General features: G+C 68.8%; 14 protein-coding genes. 1 reads left to right on the top strand and 13 read right to left on the bottom strand.

Annotation, left to right across the window (positions count from 1 at the left end):
* Positions 1-1,028: 1,028 nt before the first annotated feature.
* The gene (locus ACFVS9_RS28125) at positions 1,029-1,370 is read right to left on the bottom strand and encodes a hypothetical protein (RefSeq protein WP_389936670.1); all 342 of its coding nucleotides are present in this window, start codon (positions 1,368-1,370) and stop codon (positions 1,029-1,031) included.
* 41 nt (positions 1,371-1,411) lie between these two features.
* Between ACFVS9_RS28125 and ACFVS9_RS28130 the strand changes: the two genes are divergently transcribed.
* On the top strand, positions 1,412-1,543 hold the full coding sequence (locus ACFVS9_RS28130) for a hypothetical protein (RefSeq protein ID WP_389936673.1): 132 nt from the start codon (positions 1,412-1,414) through the stop codon (positions 1,541-1,543).
* A gap of 38 nt (positions 1,544-1,581) precedes the next feature.
* Here the strand turns inward: ACFVS9_RS28130 and ACFVS9_RS28135 are convergent, their stop codons facing one another.
* The 12 genes from ACFVS9_RS28135 to ACFVS9_RS28190 form a co-directional block, all read right to left on the bottom strand.
* Positions 1,582-1,872 (bottom strand): hypothetical protein, encoded by a 291-nt coding sequence (locus ACFVS9_RS28135; protein WP_389936676.1) that lies wholly within the window; start codon positions 1,870-1,872, stop codon positions 1,582-1,584.
* Positions 1,873-1,908: 36 nt separating this feature from the next.
* Entirely contained in the window at positions 1,909-2,265 is a 357-nt protein-coding gene (locus ACFVS9_RS28140; protein ID WP_389936679.1) for a hypothetical protein, read from the bottom strand.
* 46 nt (positions 2,266-2,311) lie between these two features.
* On the bottom strand, positions 2,312-3,298 hold the full coding sequence (locus ACFVS9_RS28145; protein ID WP_389936915.1) for a peptidoglycan-binding protein: 987 nt from the start codon (positions 3,296-3,298) through the stop codon (positions 2,312-2,314).
* 416 nt (positions 3,299-3,714) lie between these two features.
* Positions 3,715-4,539 (bottom strand): hypothetical protein, encoded by an 825-nt coding sequence (locus tag ACFVS9_RS28150; RefSeq protein WP_389936681.1) that lies wholly within the window; start codon positions 4,537-4,539, stop codon positions 3,715-3,717.
* A 116-nt stretch (positions 4,540-4,655) separates the two neighbouring features.
* Positions 4,656-5,045: a hypothetical protein gene (locus tag ACFVS9_RS28155; RefSeq protein WP_389936683.1), complete on the bottom strand. Its 390-nt coding sequence runs from the start codon at positions 5,043-5,045 to the stop codon at positions 4,656-4,658.
* 15 nt (positions 5,046-5,060) lie between these two features.
* Complete coding sequence (locus ACFVS9_RS28160; RefSeq protein ID WP_389936686.1) at positions 5,061-6,761, bottom strand: hypothetical protein; 1,701 nt, start codon at positions 6,759-6,761, stop codon at positions 5,061-5,063.
* A 2-nt stretch (positions 6,762-6,763) separates the two neighbouring features.
* Positions 6,764-7,867: a hypothetical protein gene (locus ACFVS9_RS28165; RefSeq protein WP_389936688.1), complete on the bottom strand. Its 1,104-nt coding sequence runs from the start codon at positions 7,865-7,867 to the stop codon at positions 6,764-6,766.
* Positions 7,864-8,799 (bottom strand): hypothetical protein, encoded by a 936-nt coding sequence (locus ACFVS9_RS28170; RefSeq protein ID WP_389936691.1) that lies wholly within the window; start codon positions 8,797-8,799, stop codon positions 7,864-7,866. The genes ACFVS9_RS28165 and ACFVS9_RS28170 overlap by 4 nt, the downstream gene beginning before the upstream one ends.
* Before the next feature lie 13 nt (positions 8,800-8,812).
* Positions 8,813-9,721 carry a hypothetical protein gene (locus ACFVS9_RS28175; protein WP_389936694.1) on the bottom strand — a complete coding sequence of 303 codons (909 nt, stop codon included), beginning with the start codon at positions 9,719-9,721 and terminating at the stop codon, positions 8,813-8,815.
* Positions 9,702-14,633: a phage tail tape measure protein gene (locus ACFVS9_RS28180; RefSeq protein ID WP_389936697.1), complete on the bottom strand. Its 4,932-nt coding sequence runs from the start codon at positions 14,631-14,633 to the stop codon at positions 9,702-9,704. The genes ACFVS9_RS28175 and ACFVS9_RS28180 overlap by 20 nt, the downstream gene beginning before the upstream one ends.
* A gap of 486 nt (positions 14,634-15,119) precedes the next feature.
* Positions 15,120-15,368 carry a hypothetical protein gene (locus tag ACFVS9_RS28185; protein ID WP_389936700.1) on the bottom strand — a complete coding sequence of 83 codons (249 nt, stop codon included), beginning with the start codon at positions 15,366-15,368 and terminating at the stop codon, positions 15,120-15,122.
* A 143-nt stretch (positions 15,369-15,511) separates the two neighbouring features.
* The gene (locus ACFVS9_RS28190) at positions 15,512-16,069 is read right to left on the bottom strand and encodes a hypothetical protein (RefSeq protein ID WP_389936703.1); all 558 of its coding nucleotides are present in this window, start codon (positions 16,067-16,069) and stop codon (positions 15,512-15,514) included.
* Between the last annotated feature and the right edge of the window lie 81 nt (positions 16,070-16,150).

A 16,150-nucleotide genomic window follows, 5' to 3' on the forward strand; every position in this document is an offset into this window, starting at 1 on the left:
GACGGGGACGGTGGTAGTGAGGAGCACTCCCTGGAGAGTGGCGTGGTACGCGGCCCCACCGCCTGCCCCTCCCCCACCGCAGCGGACGGTACCTGCCGCTCCACGACGCCCGGATCCGCCGCCTGCCCCGCCGGCGACCAAGTGAACGAGGACGGCTACGGCCCCTGCGGGTTTGGTCCAGGTGCCGGAGGCGGTGAAAATCTGCACGTCCGGGGGTGGTTGGTTGGTGCCAGCCGGGCCGGTACTGCCTGTCGCCCCGGTCGCGCCGGTTGCCCCCTGAGGCCCTTGCACCCCCTGTGGTCCTGCTTCCCCAGTAGGGCCGGTCAGCCCGGTCGGGCCCTGCGGCCCCGTTTCACCTGCCGGCCCAGGTGCACCCGGGGAGCCATTTGTACCAGGAGCGCCGGTGTCACCCTTCGGCCCTGCGGGGCCTTGAGATCCGGCGGTTCCGGTGTCGCCCTTGGCCCCAGCAGGACCGGTCGCGCCAGGCGACCCTGCCGGCCCGGGGTCTCCCTGAGGGCCGGTCGCCCCCTGCGGTCCCTCCGGCCCGGTCGCACCGGCCACTCCCGGCGCCCCGTCGGCGCCGACGGCTCCCGGGAGCCCCTGCGGGCCAGGATCGCCCTCCGGGCCCGCCGCGCCAGGCGGCCCAACCGGCCCTACGGGGCCCGGCACGTACACGATGGTGCTGCCCCCGGTGGGCGCGTCCCCAAGGTCAACCCGCAGGTCCCCCACCCAGTACGGGCCGCCCGCATCCGGGACGACGATGTACGTCATCACTGGGATACCGTCGAGAGCCCTTCCCTCCATGACCGCCCACACCGTGTCCCCTGCCGCAGCCTCGATTCCCAAGTTCGGGGTGAGCTGCGCCGACCAAGTGCCGTCCTCATGCGGTTTCACAGTGACCGGGCGCACGATCTGCGACTGGTCCCCCGCCACGTAGCCGACCGCAGTGGTGCCGGTGATGTCAACCAGGGTGATCCTGACCTCGGTGCGCTGCGGGGCTCCGCCAACCTGCTTACCCGTGACCGTCGTCATGGCGTCTCTTCCCTGCTGCCGGTGCCGTCGTGGGTCTTGCGGGGGTGCTGGGCGGCCCACACCATCCACGTCCGCTGGGCGATCAGCGCCGCAACGAACATCAAGACCGCGGTGCGGGCGTAGCGCAGGATCGTGGCGGGCGTGCCGTCCAGGCCAGTGAACGTTACGACGATCGTGTACAAGCCCAGCAGCCCAATCGCCCCGGTGAACAGCATCAGATGCCAGCCCATGGCCGTCCTCCGCCACGGGGCGAGGACGTGATACGTCACGATGAACACGGCCGCGAAAAGGGCGACCAGACCACTGGCCGCCAGGTTCAAGATCTGCGCAATGCTCACGCCGATCTCCCCTCAATGGATGCGCGGAACCGCGCTGCGAAATGGTTCTCTTGCCGGATCTGCCGCAGCGCACCGGCAGCCTCGGACACGGCAGACTGCCGCTCCTCGGCCTCCTTCTGGTCTGCCTGAGCCCGTCGCAGCGCGGACTCGGCAGCCTCCTGCCCATCAGGTGAGGTGGACGGCCAGCGCAATCGGCTCAGCCATTTCAGGGTCACCGGACGTCCACCTCCGAATCCTCCTCAAGCCCCATCCGCGGCAGCGCCTGCAAAGCGTGCGCCGACGTCCGGGACAGCTCCAGCAGTTCCTGGGTCTGGGCCCGCTCCGATGTCCGCGCAGCTTCGGACACGGTGTGGGCCTCCCTCCAGGTGTCGCGCTCTTTCAGCAGGTCGTCGTAGGTCCGTCGCGGCACCAGCTTGCCGGTCAGGACCATGAGGACGACGAGGGTGAGGAGTGCGACGGCGCCCCCCTGGGTGATGTTGATCCCCATCAGGTCAGAGGGCACGGGTCATCTCCTCTCGGTAATCGCACGCTCAGGTACTCAGCGCGGCAGGATCGCCTTGGCGGCACCGGCCGGCACGGGTGCCACGATCTGGGTGCGGTCCCACATGGCAACGACCGCGGCGGCCACGGATAGGACGACGGCCTGCTGTTCAGCAGACCAGTCCAGGCCGAAGCCGACGGCGAGGGCGACTGCGGCCTGGATGAGACCGACGAGTGCGGCGCCGGCACCGTCGGACGCCATGACGGCGAGGGCCAGGCCGACCGCCGCGGCGGCGACCGCGTTGATGACGGCCTGCTGCTCGCCAGACACCTCGATGCCGAACGCGGCGACGAGCTTGACGATGACAGCCACGAGACCGAGGAGCGCGGCAGGCTCCCGACCGAGGATCTTCACGATGGTTCTCCTTGCAGGGGTAGAGGTGGAGCAGAGGGGGTTGCAGTCAGGACTTGGGGACCTTGAGGGCATCCCAAGACGCCTTGCCAGGGATGCCGTCCGCCGCGGTACCCGTGTAGCCCAGCTTTCGTTGGTACGCGGCGTAGGACGCCTTGTCCTTGTTGGTCCAGTTCGGTCCGGGTCCGGTGGCATACTTCCCGCAACCCTCGGCGACGAGGCGGCGCCCCATGGCTGTGACGATCGGGCTGTGGCGGCCGCCGTGAAAGAAGCTGGCGCCGGGGAACGGTTCCAGCGGCTGCGCGGACGGCTTGGCTGGCGTTGTGGCCGTGGCGCCCGAGATCTTCAGCCTCTGCCCGACCGTCAGCTTGTCGGCGTCCTTGAGGCTGTTCAGCTTCACGAGCGCGGCCACCGTCGTCTTGTGCGCGGCCGCGATGGCGGAGAGCGTGTCGCCCTTCTTCACCGTGTACGTGGCGCTCGAAGGTTTGGTCGCCGAAGACCCGCCGTCGTCGTCCGTACCGCTGGCGGCCTTGCCGGGAACGATGCTGGTGTCGATGGCGCCCGGATCCCAGTGGTCGTTTCCGGGGACGTGGCAGTGCCCGAAGTGGCCACCCTTACTCTGCCACGTTGTCCGGTTCCGGCTGGTGGCTGCCGACGCGGTGGCCGCAGGCTGCCCTGCTGGCCACACGTCCGGGACACCGTGCGCGCGGGCCGCGGCGATCAGCTTGCGGTAGTTCGGCTTGGCCGCCGGGTCGAAGCCCTTCGTCCACGGCGACGCGGCCTTCCCCAGGACCTCGACCTGAATGTTGACCTTGCCCTCGCGGTTCGTGCGGCGGGCCCCGTCGTTCTTCAGGGCGCGGCCGGACGACGTCAGGGGCCCGAACTGGCCGAGCTGGTCGGTTACCGGGTCGTAGATGACCTGCGGCTCGGCGCCGACACGGATCAGGTACGCGGCGATCGACGTGAAGTACGAGCCGCCGGCCGGGGACTCGGTGGTGTGCCAGGTGACCCGCGGCGGGTTGCCGGGGGTGTCCATGGCGCCGCCGATGGACTGACTGCCGAACCGGGCGGCGTCGGAGATGTAGGCGGGGCCGGACGCGCCGCGCGGCAAGTCTCCTGCCCCGTAGCTCTCGGTTGACTTCGTCTGGACGAACTGTCCGTTCTCCGGCGCGAGGTCCCCGCCCTTGTTCCGGGACTTCGGCAGCGGATCGGGGTCGTAGACCCGGTACTCGGCGGCGTCCGTGGGAACGTACACGTCGAGGTCACCATCGTCGCGCAGGACCATGAACGCACCGGCGAGGCGGGGGTGCTCGAGGACGTGGCGCTCGGAGTCGTCGAGGGCGGCGATGGCGCGGACCTCGCCGACGTGCGCCTGATCGCAGGTTCCGTAGTAGGTGGTGGTCGACTGGAGGGTGTCGGGGTCGATGTGGTCGACCGCGACATGGAAGGAGGTCACAGGATGACTCCGTCTCGGCGGGGCTGCACGACGTCGATCTCGTCGCGGAGGGTCAGGTAAGTGGAGAGGCGGAGCCGGCCGTCGCCGTGGTCGCCCCACGCGCTTCCCCAGGACTGGCGAAAGCGCAGGACGGTGTTGGCGTAGTCGATGGCGCCGTCGTTGAGGGCGATGTCCTCGAGGGCGGTGATACAGATTTCGTGGCCGCCCTCAAGCGGACTGGTGGCCCAGTTGGGGTCGGCGTCGATGAACCCGTACGCGTCCGGCTCGGACATGGCTGCGCGCCAGGGGAGGCCCATGAGGACGGGCCCGGTCTGGAGGAGGGTGCAGAGCTGGGCGCCGGTGGTGGCGTGCCCGTACTGGTCGATCAGGCCGCGGTCACGCATGGCCTTGGCGACGCCGAGGCCGGACGAGCCGACGTCCTGGGTGGGCCAGGCTGCTTCGTCCCACTGGTCGCAGGTGGTGGCGTCCGCGTACAGGCCGATCGCGAAGTGCTCGGCCATCGCCGCGTCGGTGAGGTTGAGGGCGGCGGCGAGGGCCTGTTCGGGGGTGAGGAGGATGGACAGGAGGGTGGTGGCTGCGTTGCCGGTGCAGGAGGCCAGCGCGTCCACGTCCTGGTCGAGGCCGTACGCCTGCGCGGTGCTGATGCCCTGGGAGATCAGCCCGGTCTGGCTGAGGACGGGGACGCGGGGCTCCCACGCGGTGGCGCGCAGGGGCTGCCCGTCGTACGGCCGGCGGTAGGCGAGGCTGCGCGGGTCGAGGACCTGGTGTCGGCCGAGGCGCGGCGTGGTCTCATACGTGCGGATCGTGAGATCGGTGGGCACTCGCCCGTGCTCCTGCACTCCCCGCGCCCAGAGCTGATGGCTGATCTGCTGTGCCGGCCGTAGCCGGGTGGCAGTCCCTCGGGGATGGTGCGTGGGCGGAGGGTCGCCCGTTGATCTCAGGGTATGGGGTCGGGCTCGGGTTGCTGCCCCTGCTCTCCCTCGGCCGGTTCCTCGGCCGGTTCCTCGGCCGGTGGGTCTGGCGGGGCAGGATCGTCCTCCACCGGCACGTCCCGCGGTTGTGCCTCCTGGACGACGGTCAGCATTTCGGCAAGCGGGCCGCTGGGTTCCCAGGTCAGCACCCGGGCAATCTTGTCTGCCGGATACAGGACCTTGAGGCGCGCCTCGACCGCCTCGCCGATCGCGGCAACGTCCTGGTCTTCCAGCGTGTTGCACAGGTCTATGGACAGGGGTAGCGCGAGGTAGGTGTCGGCGCCGTTGACTCGCCAGCTCAGGACGGCTGGAGCGTTGTAGGACACCTGGATGGGAGGTGGATCAGAGATAGGCATGCCGGTTTCCTTCCGTCAGGCTTCGCGGTACCAGCCCTGGATGGTGAAGGTGCTGGTATTGGACAAGTTGGTGCCGCGGTACTGAATGTCGCTGGCGCTTCGGAGCTGGTCGATTTCGGTGCCGCTCCCGGTCGGGTTGATGTTGGCGATGCCAGTTCCGCCGGTGGCCGAGTTGCCGCCCGCGAGGATTCCTCCGGCGTACAGGGGGAGGTACTGGCGGATGTCGCCGGCGCCTCGATAGGGAGTGGAGGGCAGGGTGACGGTGATGCCCGTGTTGCCAGACCCGGCGGCGGAGCAGGCGACGTAAATGTGGACGTATACCAACTTGCCGATCTTGTAGTAGTGGCCGATTCGGGTGGAGTAGGTGGCGCTGCCGCCGTTGGTGACGACTGGGGTGTAGCTGGTGAACGTGGTGTTGGCGACGGAGAGCTGGTCTGCGCTGACCGTTCCAGCGGCCGTCACATTGCCTCCGGCTGACACGCTGAACCGGTCGACGGCGTTGAGCTGGGCGCGGATCAGGTTGCCGGTGTGCCCGGTTGCGGCGGACACGTAGATGCCGCTGTTCGAGGAGGCTGGGGGTGAAACGGACAGGCGCCCGTTGGCCAGCTGGGCGTGCCCGAGGAGCACGGTGAGGAACGTGTTGCTGGCGGCGTCCTCGCTGTCGATGTATGAGATGCGGGCGGCGTCGTCGTCGGCCATGACCTCGCCGCCACGGAAAATGCTCGGATTCGAGTACCTGACTCGCCGGGTCCACGTCCGGTTTCCGCCACTCGTCGTTCCCATGGTGGTCAGCCATCGCCAGTCAGTGATGCCTGCGTCTGAGAACAGGCCGGACGCGATCTGCAGGTTGGGGAGCGCGTCGTTGCCGCTGCCGTAGACCACTCCTGCGGTCGCTCCAGCACTGTCCACGAATCCGAAAGCCGGCGTGTACTGGTGGGTTTCGATGACGGCTTTCCAGCCACTGGCGCCGGTTGCGATGACCGCACCGTTGGCAATGTCGACGAGCCCCCCGGTGCCGTTGTCGGAGTGGAACTCGGCTCCGTTGATGACACCCCCGGTGATCGTCTTCCCGGTGATCGCGTCGGCTTTCAGGGCGACCGCATCGACAGACCCGGCGGCGAGCTTGGCCGTCGTGACTGCGTTCGCGAAAACCTTCGGTGTGGTGATCGCGTTGTCCGCGATGAGCGTTCCGGTGATCTCCCCTATTCCGATCTCCCCTGCCACCGGTTTCGGGGTGTACGGGCCGACCGTCGTTGTGGCTGGGGAGGCTGCCCCGGACGTGTTGCGGGCCAGGAGCGCCACGTACAGGGGGGTGGTGGAGGGGATGTAGACGATGCCGCCCTGCGCGGTCTCGATTGTCGCTTTCAGCGTGTCGGCGGTCGGGGAGAATCCGGCCGCGGGCGAGGCGTGTACCTCGACGCGCGCCCAGTCCATGGGGATGATCGCCCCGTTCGCGAAAGCGCCAGCCCACCCCACGGAAACCCCGCCGAGGGCAGGCGCCGCGGTGGGAGTGGCCGGGGCGGGCGGGGCTGCACCATTGACGATGTTCACGGCGGTGGTGCCGTCGCCCTGCTGCCCCAGGATGCCGCGCAACGACCCGGCACCGTCCTTGACCTGCAACGCAGTATTGTCCAGGGATGCGGAGGACAGTCGGGCGGACCGTTCTACAGTCTCAAGGCGCTTTTTCAGGGCGGCGAGTTCACGGCCGATATCCATGGTCAGACTCCTGCATAGGTGTAGGCATCGGCGGGCTTGAGATCGATGACGGCCTGCGGGCCGCCCGTGGCCTGGGCGCGGATCGTCCAACCGGTGATGCGCCGCCAGCCGACGTAGTCGACCCATGCGTTGTGGACGCGGACGTACACGTCGTCGCCGATCTGCCACGACCCGAAGCGGGCGGCGGATGTGTCACGGATGGTGATCTGGTCGACGGATCCCAGTACCTGGCGGCGTTTCTGCTCTGCCGCGGTCAGGGATGCCAAGGTGTCGTTGGCTTTGATCTCGGGGAAGTCAGCGACGTGCTCAAGGCGGAGGCGGCCGTTACGGACGGCGGAGATCTGCCTGCGTTTCGCGGACCCGTCACCTGCACCCATCCCGATGACGACCTGTGCGTAGTCGTCGCCGGAGAACGGCACCTCGGGGTCCTCGATGATGTTCGTGCCCGAGGAGAACGTGATGTCGGTGCGCCGGGCGCCGAGCCGCGGCCACCCGAGACGGACCCGGCGCACCGTGGTCGTTTTTGCACTGTCCCACGCGGTGGTGCACGTGTAGTCGGGGGTCGCTTCCCCTGACACCAGGTCATCGACCATGTCGCCGATCGACTGGGACTCCCACCAGTTCGACTCGTGCCGCTCCGCGGGCGTCCCGATCGTCGATGTGGACGTGGTCGAGTCGACGACGATGTCCAGGTTGCCGTCGGCGATGGACTGGGCGTAGGCCCACGCGTCGCGGATGACCTGGCAGCGGTCCGCGTTGACCCAGGGGCCGCGGCCGCCGAGCTGCCCGTCGAGGTCGAAGCGTTTCTGGAGGTACGACGACCAGCCGGCTGCTTCGATCTGGAAGACGTCGCCTTGGGGGCGGACGTCCCAGATGATGCCGCCCCACCGGAGCTGGCCGGCGGACTCGACGTAGATGAGGGTGGTGCCCGGGTCCATGAGCGTCGGGTTCTGTGACACCAGGCGGGGCGACAGGCTCCCGGTGAGGGAGCCGGGGCCGTTGAGTTCGTCGCCGTACTCCAGATCCTGCACGGGCAGCGCAAGGGCCTGCCAGGCGCCGGTCAGGGCGTGCTGGGTGAGGATCCGGTCCGGGATGGGGGCGGTCACCGGGGCGCCTCGAAAAACTCGACGTCGGCTTTGAGGGTGGTGGAGGCGTCCACGGCGACGGTGCCCGTGTTCCCTGTGGTGCCGGTGGCCTGGGCCCGGAGGAGCTGGGTGGTGCCGCGGTACGCGTCGGTGATGATCAGGGTGTCGGCGACGAACACGGTGGCCCGGCGGATCGCGGTCTGGTTGTCGTCGAGGATGACGGGCTGCAAGGACAGGGAAGCACCGAACGTGGCACGGAGGCTCCCGATGAAATTCGCGACGCTGTACTTCAGCTGGGCGATGTCGACGCTGATGACGGCGGTACTGGCCCAGGACGGAATGGGGATGTTCCAGCCGGCGGCGGTGGAGAAGTACGCGTAGGAACCGTTGGCGTTGCTGATGCCGGTGGAGGTGGTGGTGGGTGACTGGATCCACTGAGTGCGTTCCCGGCGGGGGTTCGCAATCACCCTGATGTCCTTGATCATGGCGTTGGTGATCGTGGACGTTGATGCGGGGATGTCGATGCGGGCCAGCGGGATGCCGGTACGCCCGTCGGGGATCGCCGTCGCGGACGAGGACACGTTCGAGATGACCTGGAAGTAGTTGACCTGCCCGGTGGCGGGGTCGATGTTCCCCTCGTACTCCTTGTCCTCGACACGCAGGATCAGCATGTCGGAGCGGGCAGAACCCCCCGTTGCGGCGATCGGCACGCTCACCGCGCCGATGTTGCACACCGAGTACGTGCCCTGGTAGGCGTTGACGCGGCCACGCACGACTCCGGACCCGTCACTAACCTGGACGCTGCTGCCGGGGGTGGAAAGCTGGGTGACCTTGAGGTCAGTGCCTTGCGTGATGCCTTCCGCGCCGCGGGCCAGGTCACGGACGAGCATGCGGAACTGCTGGGCTGGGTGCGTGGCGCCGTCGGTGAGGATCGGCCGGGGGAACAGTGCCATGGTGGCGTCTCCTTCAGAGGGCGGTGTAGGCGTCGCGCCAGGTCAGGCGCATGCGGGCGGCGTTCGTGTTGTCGAACCCGGTCCAGCGCATCTCGGACTGGCCCGGCGGCAGGGAGAACAGGTCGATACGGGAGGACGGGGCGAGGAGAGTGGACGCGTTCCCGCCGTTCTCCCTGGTCACCGTCCAGTAGCCGGGCCGGGTATCGATCTCGATCCACTGGCCAGCTGTCAGGCTCAGCGTCGGGAAGGACAGCTGACGCCCGGACTGCACGTGGGTGACGGTGACGGTCGCGACGGGGCCGGTGATCCGGATGATGGGCCAGGCGTTCCCGGTGCCCAGGTTGTACGCCCACCCGGGCCGGTTGGCGGCGACCGTCCCGGACTGCACGTAGATCGGGGCGACGACGGGGGCTGCGAACCCACCACCGGTGAGCCAACCCAACGGAATTTCAGTGGTGGTCAGCGCATCGGCGTAGAACGTTGGGTCGGTGGCCACGAACTCGAGGTCAAGGGGCACGTAGCCGTGGATGACCCGCGCATATTCGGGCTCTTCCATGCGCAGGCGCCCATGCAGCCGTTTCACCGGCCGCCCAGGTCGCTTCAGGCGAAGGGGCATCGTGGCACCACCCACCAGCCGCACTGCCGGGTCATCCGCAGCGGTCTGTAGGGCGGCGACCAGGTCATGGCAGGCCGCCGGATTCCCCGGTATACGGATCGCGGCATCGAACTGGACGGTCCGTGGGGCGTAATAGTCGGGGCCAGCGAATGCCCCGTCCCTCGACGGCTGGTCGGTGTCGTTGTCGCGGACGCCCGGCCGCCCCAGCCCGGTCGTCTCCATGACCTGGATGGGAGTGCCAGCGCCCATCAGGACACCGCCCAGGTCGTACTGCCAGTCCGTGAGCTCAAGCGGTGGCACGGGCATTCACCCCTCCCCTGCGTGCACGCCGGACACTGCGTCCGACCTGCGATCCGATGTCGGAGGCGGATGCCCCGGTGCGTACGGCGGTGACGGTGACGTGGGTGTCGCCGCCCTCGCGGACGACGACGACCTGCCGGGTCGCGGACATGTCAGTGAGGCCCACCCCGAACCGCCCGGCAACATCCCGCAGGACATTCGTGGCGGCGCGGCGTTTGTTCGCCCCGAGGGGGATGAAAGCCTCCCCGCCGGTCTCCGGCTCCGCGAAGGTGACGGCGCCACCGCGGGTGGCGTAGATGCCTTCCCGGATTCCGCCGTTGGCGTAGGACAAGCCCTTGTTGGCGCGGGCCAGGTCGGCAAGGAACTGGGTGGCCCGCGCCCCAAGGCTGCTCTTGATCTGGGCGGTGGCCTTGTTCGCGATGGTCAGGATGTCGTCCTCACCGATACCGGTGGTGTCCGCGACCGCGTGCAAGCCCGTCTTGGACGTCTTCACCGCGGCGATGATGGCGACGAGCTGCCCCAGCTCATCCCCCGACAGGGTTTTCGTGGCGTTCTTCGCCGCGGTGTCCGCGGACGCAGCCTTGAACTTGTTCCCCACGGCTTCCGCGGCGAGCTTCTGCGCGGCTTCGTCGCCCTGCCCGGCCAGCTGCGTGGCCAGGTCCCCGTACCCCATGGACGCGAGCTTCGCGAGATTCGCCTGGAACGCCGTGCTGGTCTTGTTCGACGCGTTGAGCTGCTGCGTGTAGTCCGCCAGCGTCGCCTTCGCGAGAGGACCGAGTTTCCGCAGGTTCGCGACGATGTCGTTGAACTGCTTGTTCGATGCCTTCGCGAGCGCGGCAATCAGCTGGGCGCCCTCTTCGCCAAGGTCTCGCAGCTGATCAATGACATCGGAGCCGCCGCGGGAGGCCACCTTCGCCAGGTTGCGTTCGTACGTGGCGTTCGCCGCCACCGACGTCTTGAGGGTTTTCTGCCAGTCGGACAAGGAGAACGTTTTCTTGTACTGGGCTTCAGCCTTCCGGGCGGCGTCCGTGGCTGTGGCCAGGGTGCGGCGAGCCTTCGCGACCCGGTTCTCCGCGGCCACCATCTGGGCACCGGTGTGCTTCTTGCGGCGCACGGCTGCGAGTGCCGCCTCCGCCGCCCGGAGACTGTCGACCGCGTTCTTCTGCGCCCGGATCTTCTTGTTGTAGGTGTCCTTGTCGATCGGCTGATGCGAGTCGGAGTACGCGGACTGAACGAATGACGTGTCGCGGCGCATCCCGGTCGGGGTGTAGGAGAACCCGCCGGAGTCGAATGCGACGACGGCCCCGTCGGCGTGCCACTGCACGGACTTGGGGTCGCCTCCGAGGCGGCGGATCGTCTCCTCGGTAATGGCCCTCGAGCGGCCCCGCTTCGACGGAGAGAGGGGGATGTACGCCTCCCCGCCGGTCTCCTCCTCGGCCCAGACCCGCCACGCGCCAGCAGGCGCAATCTGCGCGGTGTGGTTCTCGCGGCGGCCGCCCCGGTTGGTGCCGCCGTCGGCGTAGTAGTCGACGAGACCGCCGTTCGCCTGGGCGAGCTGCGTGCCGTGCGATCCGGTGCGGCGGGCTTCCTGGGCGGCGCCCGACCCGGTGATCCGGTAGTGGGTGGTGATCGTGATCGTTTTGTCGGACAGGCTGTCGCGGGCGGACTTGACGGCCTGGAGGCCGGAGATGGCACTGCCGGTGACGGCGGTGACCTTGACCTTCCCGTTGGGGAGAGTTTCGACCTTGTAGCCGAGGCTCTGCAGGAGGCTGATGGCGTCGGCGGTCAGGGCTTTGACTGTGACGGTTTTGCCCTTGGGTGTGTCCTTGAGCTTCGCGATGACGCTGTCGAGACCGTCGATCGCACCCTGGGTCCTGGCATCGACGGTGACGGTCTTCCCGTTCGTCTCGCCCATTTTCGTGATGAGGAGGTCGAGCTCGGCGCGGGCCGCCTTCGTCGGGGCGGTGATCTTGTATTCGCGGGTGCCGGGAATCAGCTGAATCTTGTAGCCGATGTCCTCGAGCTCCTTCTTCGCCTCCGTGCCCAGCGCCTCGACCTTCACGGTCTTCTTGTCCGGGAACCGCTCGAACTCCGCCTGCACCCCCAACAGCTCGGCAAGGGCGGTGTCGACGCCTTCGGTCTGCAGGAGGATCGACACTCGGCCGGGGATGAGACCCATGGCGTCCGCGACGCCGGCCGCCTGGGCTGCGCTCAACCCGTACTGCTGCCCCAGCTTGACGGCCGAGTCCCGGGCGTTCTGCATTTCCTTCGTCGCGGCAGCCACCGACTGGGGGACGGTTTTGCCCTGCGACTGGGCGAAGTCAAACGCGGCCACCGACGCGGACGCGGAACTGTCGGCGATCGTGTCGAGGGTCGAGAACAGCTGCTGCCCGTTTTTCGTGGTGGTGTCCAGGGCCCCGTTCGCGCCGATGAGAGCCTTGCCCCACCCGTCCGCTTTGGTGACACCGTCAGCCATCGCGTCGTTCGCCTGGCTGATCGCCTGATTCACCCGGGCCTGAGCCGCCTGTAGCGACACGGATCCACCGGACAGCAGGTCCAGGGCATCACGCAGGGCGCGGGTGCGGGAGTCAGCGTCCGCTGTCTTGTCCGCGAGGGCGGCAACCGCGTCCTTCAGGCGGTCGTACGCCGTGGCCGTCCCCGCCGTTTTGACAGCCGAGTCGAGGTCCTTCGCGGACTTGCGGGCCTTGTCCATGTCGCCGGACATGCCGCGCAGAGCTTCCGCAGCCTCCTTGTAGACCTTCGCCTTCGGGGCGTCCGAGTCGAACTGCGCCTGGTCGCCGAGGTACTCCATCTTGGACGCGAGCTGCTCAACGGCGTCACCGCCCTTGAGGTAGGCCTCCGTGAGGTCTTTCAGGGGCACACCGGCAGTGGCGAGGACAGACCCCAGTTTCGCCCCGGATCCCGCGAGCTTCTGCGTCTGGAGTTGCTGGGCAACCTGGGCGCGGATGCTGTCATCGACCGCCCCGTTCGATTTCCGCAGTGCGGACGTCAGCCCGTCGACCGCCGCCTCGTGCTCGGCTGCAGCCGCGGCAGCGTTCTGCTGCCGGGACGCGAGCATGCCCAGGCCGACGGTGGCTGCCGCGAGGGCCACACCCCACGGGCCGCCCATGACGCCCATCAGCCCACCCATCGCGGACCGAAGCCCGGAACCGGCCGCGGCCGTAACCCCGCGCAGCGCCCCGGTGAAACCACCGGCCTGACCGGCGGCGGTACGGAACGCTGACCCCATCGCCCCGATCGCGGGGACACGAGTCTGCAGGACAGCTACCGCCGCCCCGTACCGGGTGAGGGACTGACCGGCCGCACTGGCGAGGGTGCGCTGGACGGCCATCTGCTGATTCAGGGACCGGTAGGCGCCGGTGAGGCGTCCTCCGACCTGACCGGCCAGGTTCTGGGCCACAGGGCCGACACGGCGCATGAGGAGCATGGCCAGGACCGCGGACTGGACGGGGCCGGGCAGGGATGCGAATCCTGACACTAGGCCACCAACGAGGTGCCCGATCGGGCCGAGGACACCGGAGAGGGCGGACACGGCGCTCGCCGCAGCATCGAGGGTGAACACGACGATGTCGAGGGTGCTCGCGACACCGTTCCCTTCGCCGGCGACGTCGCTGAGAGCGGCAACGACAGGTTCAGCGCCCTTGGCGAGGTTCGTCAGCACATCGACGACCATCTGGCCGACGGACAGGAGGACGTGGAGGGCGGATGCCGCCGCGTCCCCTCCGATCTCCTTGAACGGTTTGAGGGCGCCGGCGGCGGCGTTCCCGATGTCGTTGAACGTGCTGCGTGCAGCTGCTTTGGCGTCGGGGCCGAACAGGGTGGCGGCGTCGTTGATGTACCGGAAGAAGCCTTCGATCTTCGGTGTGGCGTCGGAGATCCAGCCGGTGACGCCACGGATCATGTACTCCAGGCCGGGTGCCATGCCCGTGTACAGGGCGAGACCTGCCTGCTCCGATTTGGCTTTGAGCTGGACCATCGCACCGGCGAGGCCCTTGCCCTTCGCCTCGGCGATCTCGGAGGCGGCCCCGGTTGTCGACACGGCCCGCATCAGCGCGTCGAAACTGTCGACGCCCTGGTGGGCAAGGGCAATGGCGCCGGACATGGCCGGCTTGCCCATCGACTTCTTGACCGCCTCCGCGAAGTCCTTCTGCGACATTTTGTGCTGGGCTTCGGACAGGCCCTCGATGACGTGCCGCAGACCGAGGAAACGGCCCTGCGCGTCCCACGCCTCGATGCCCATGTCGGCGAGGCCTTCACGCATCTGCTTCGTGGGGGCGGCGAGGTTCGCCATCATGCCGCGCAGCGTCGTACCCGCGGTTTGGCCGAGGATGCCGGCCTTGCCGAGCATGCCGACCGCGGACGCGGCTTCCTGCATGTTCACGCCCAGCCCGTGGGCGACGGGCCCGGCGTACTTCATGGCGTAGTAGATGTCGATGATGTCGCCGGACGCGTTGTTCGCGGTCGCGGCGAGCGTGTCTGCGGCTTTCCCTGCCTGGTCGGCGCCCATCCCGAACTGGTCCATCATGTCGCCGAGGTACCGGGCGGAGTCGGCGGCGGACACGTTCGCTGCGGACGCCAGGGTCAGGGACGCCCGGGTGGCGGTGATCGCCTGATCGGTGCGGAAGCCGGCCTTGGCGAGCTCCACCATCGACTCTGCGGCACCAGCGGCGGTTGCCGCGGGGAGTGTCAGGTCACCGCCGAGCTGGTTCGCGGTCGCGGCGGCCCGCTGCATCTGAATCGCGGTCGCCGAGGTGACAGCCCCGAACGTGTTCATCGACTGCTGGTACTCGTTGCCGTGCTTGAGCATCCCGCCGAATCCCATGACGAGGGCCCCGCCGGACATGAGGGCGGCCAGCCCGGTCAGCTGGTGGCGGAGCCGACCAGACTCGGACGTCATCTGCCGCAGGCTGCGTGTCCCGCCGGCACCGACGGACCGCACGTGGGTGGAGGCCCGCTGTGCGGCGTTCGCGAGACGCAGCAGGTCCCGGACCGCGGTGTCGATCTGCCCCGACATGCGGGCGAGCTGACGGCCGGTGGTGCGGGAGTTGCCGCCGAGGGTGTTGACGTGCCGGTTCGCGGTGCGGGCGGCGTCCCCGTACCGGTTGAGCTGACGCCCGGCGGTGCGGGCGTTGTTCCCGAACGTGTTGAGGTGTCGGCCGGCGGAACGGGCGGCGCTGCCGAGGGTCCGGATGTGGCGGGAGGCGGTCTGGGATGCCTGGCCGAGCTCCCGGACCTCCGCCTTCGCGGTGCGGGCGTGGGTGCCGAGCGTCCGGGCGTGCTTCGACGCCGATTTGAGGGACTGCGCCAGGTCGTTGCCGTGCCCGCGCAGGTCAACCGAGAGGTTCCAGTTCGCCACCGGTTCCGCCCTCCCTCTCAGTGCTGCTCAGTCGTCGTTGGTGATGCCGTGTCGTCCGGCAAGTTCGCGCTGCACGCGGAGTGCGGCGGCTGCTGCTGCGGGGATCAGCCCGACCTTGACGCCATGCGTGTCGACACCGTCGCGGGCCAGCTGATCCTGTTTGTCTGCGACGACCTGACAGCCGACGCAGCGCTGAACGGTGACGGCGTAGGCGTCCTCTTCGCCGGGCCCGCCGTGGTCCCAGTCGTCGTACCGGGTGTTGCACTGCGGGCACACGGTCCGCTGGTACTCCAGGTACGCCTTGGCTTTGGCGCGGTCCCGGGACGTCCAGGTGCCATCGCCGATGCCCCGGAACTGGGAGTGAGGGATGCCCCACCGGTCACAGAGGGCGAGCTCGTCACGGAGACGCTCATCCCGAGTCAGCCTTTTCCCAGGTCCATGCGCGCGGTCTCCTGGACGTTCCACGCAGCGTTGAACAGGGCATTGGCCTCGGCTTCGGACCAGGTGTCGAGGTACTCGCGGGCGTCGTCAACGGTCATGCCGTCCGCCGACGACTTAGCGATCAGCTCGGGGGCGAGCGACTCGACGTTGAGGTCGTGTCCGTCCTCGGCCTGCTCCTCGGTGGCAGGGTGGGCCTTCTTCAGCGCCTCGAACTCCAGGCGGGACAGGGCCCGGAAACGGAGCACGATCGCCACTTCATCGAAGGCGGCCTGCGCTTCCGCCAGGTCCTGCTCGGCGCGGGCCACCGCAACCGGGCCGGTCGTGTCGCCAGGCCGGTCTTCCGCTTCGGCCCTGATGCGGCGCAGCGCGTACCGGGCGGACTCCAGGGTCGCCTTGGCGTCGACGTCGTCGCAGATCGTCAGCGCGACGGTGGGCCGGGTTCGGTTGCGAAGCCGGTCTCGCTGGGCTGCCCAGTGGGCGTCCTTGGCTACGGCGGCAGCCGGCGGGGCGGGTGCAGTGGCGGGCTTGGTGGGCATGTGATGGTCCTCCGTCTGAGGGGAAGGGGACCCGGCCGGGCGCCGAACGGCGCCCCTTCCCGAACGCTGTCGGGCCCGGCC

This window comes from Streptomyces sp. NPDC058008 (assembly GCF_042886395.1).
GTDB lineage: Bacteria > Actinomycetota > Actinomycetes > Streptomycetales > Streptomycetaceae > Streptomyces.

What these genes read in the sequence shown, in the direction of transcription:
- ACFVS9_RS28130 (WP_389936673.1), top strand. Translation starts at nt 1,412, where the DNA reads ATGGTTCTCTTGCCGGATCTGCCGCAGCGCACCGGCAGCCTCGGACAC.
- ACFVS9_RS28145 (WP_389936915.1), bottom strand. Translation starts at nt 3,298, where the DNA reads ATGGACACCCCCGGCAACCCGCCGCGGGTCACCTGGCACACCACCGAG.
- ACFVS9_RS28155 (WP_389936683.1), bottom strand. Translation starts at nt 5,045, where the DNA reads ATGCCTATCTCTGATCCACCTCCCATCCAGGTGTCCTACAACGCTCCA.
- ACFVS9_RS28160 (WP_389936686.1), bottom strand. Translation starts at nt 6,761, where the DNA reads ATGGATATCGGCCGTGAACTCGCCGCCCTGAAAAAGCGCCTTGAGACT.
- ACFVS9_RS28170 (WP_389936691.1), bottom strand. Translation starts at nt 8,799, where the DNA reads ATGGCACTGTTCCCCCGGCCGATCCTCACCGACGGCGCCACGCACCCA.
- ACFVS9_RS28175 (WP_389936694.1), bottom strand. Translation starts at nt 9,721, where the DNA reads ATGCCCGTGCCACCGCTTGAGCTCACGGACTGGCAGTACGACCTGGGC.
- ACFVS9_RS28180 (WP_389936697.1), bottom strand. Translation starts at nt 14,633, where the DNA reads ATGACGTCCGAGTCTGGTCGGCTCCGCCACCAGCTGACCGGGCTGGCC.
- ACFVS9_RS28190 (WP_389936703.1), bottom strand. Translation starts at nt 16,069, where the DNA reads ATGCCCACCAAGCCCGCCACTGCACCCGCCCCGCCGGCTGCCGCCGTA.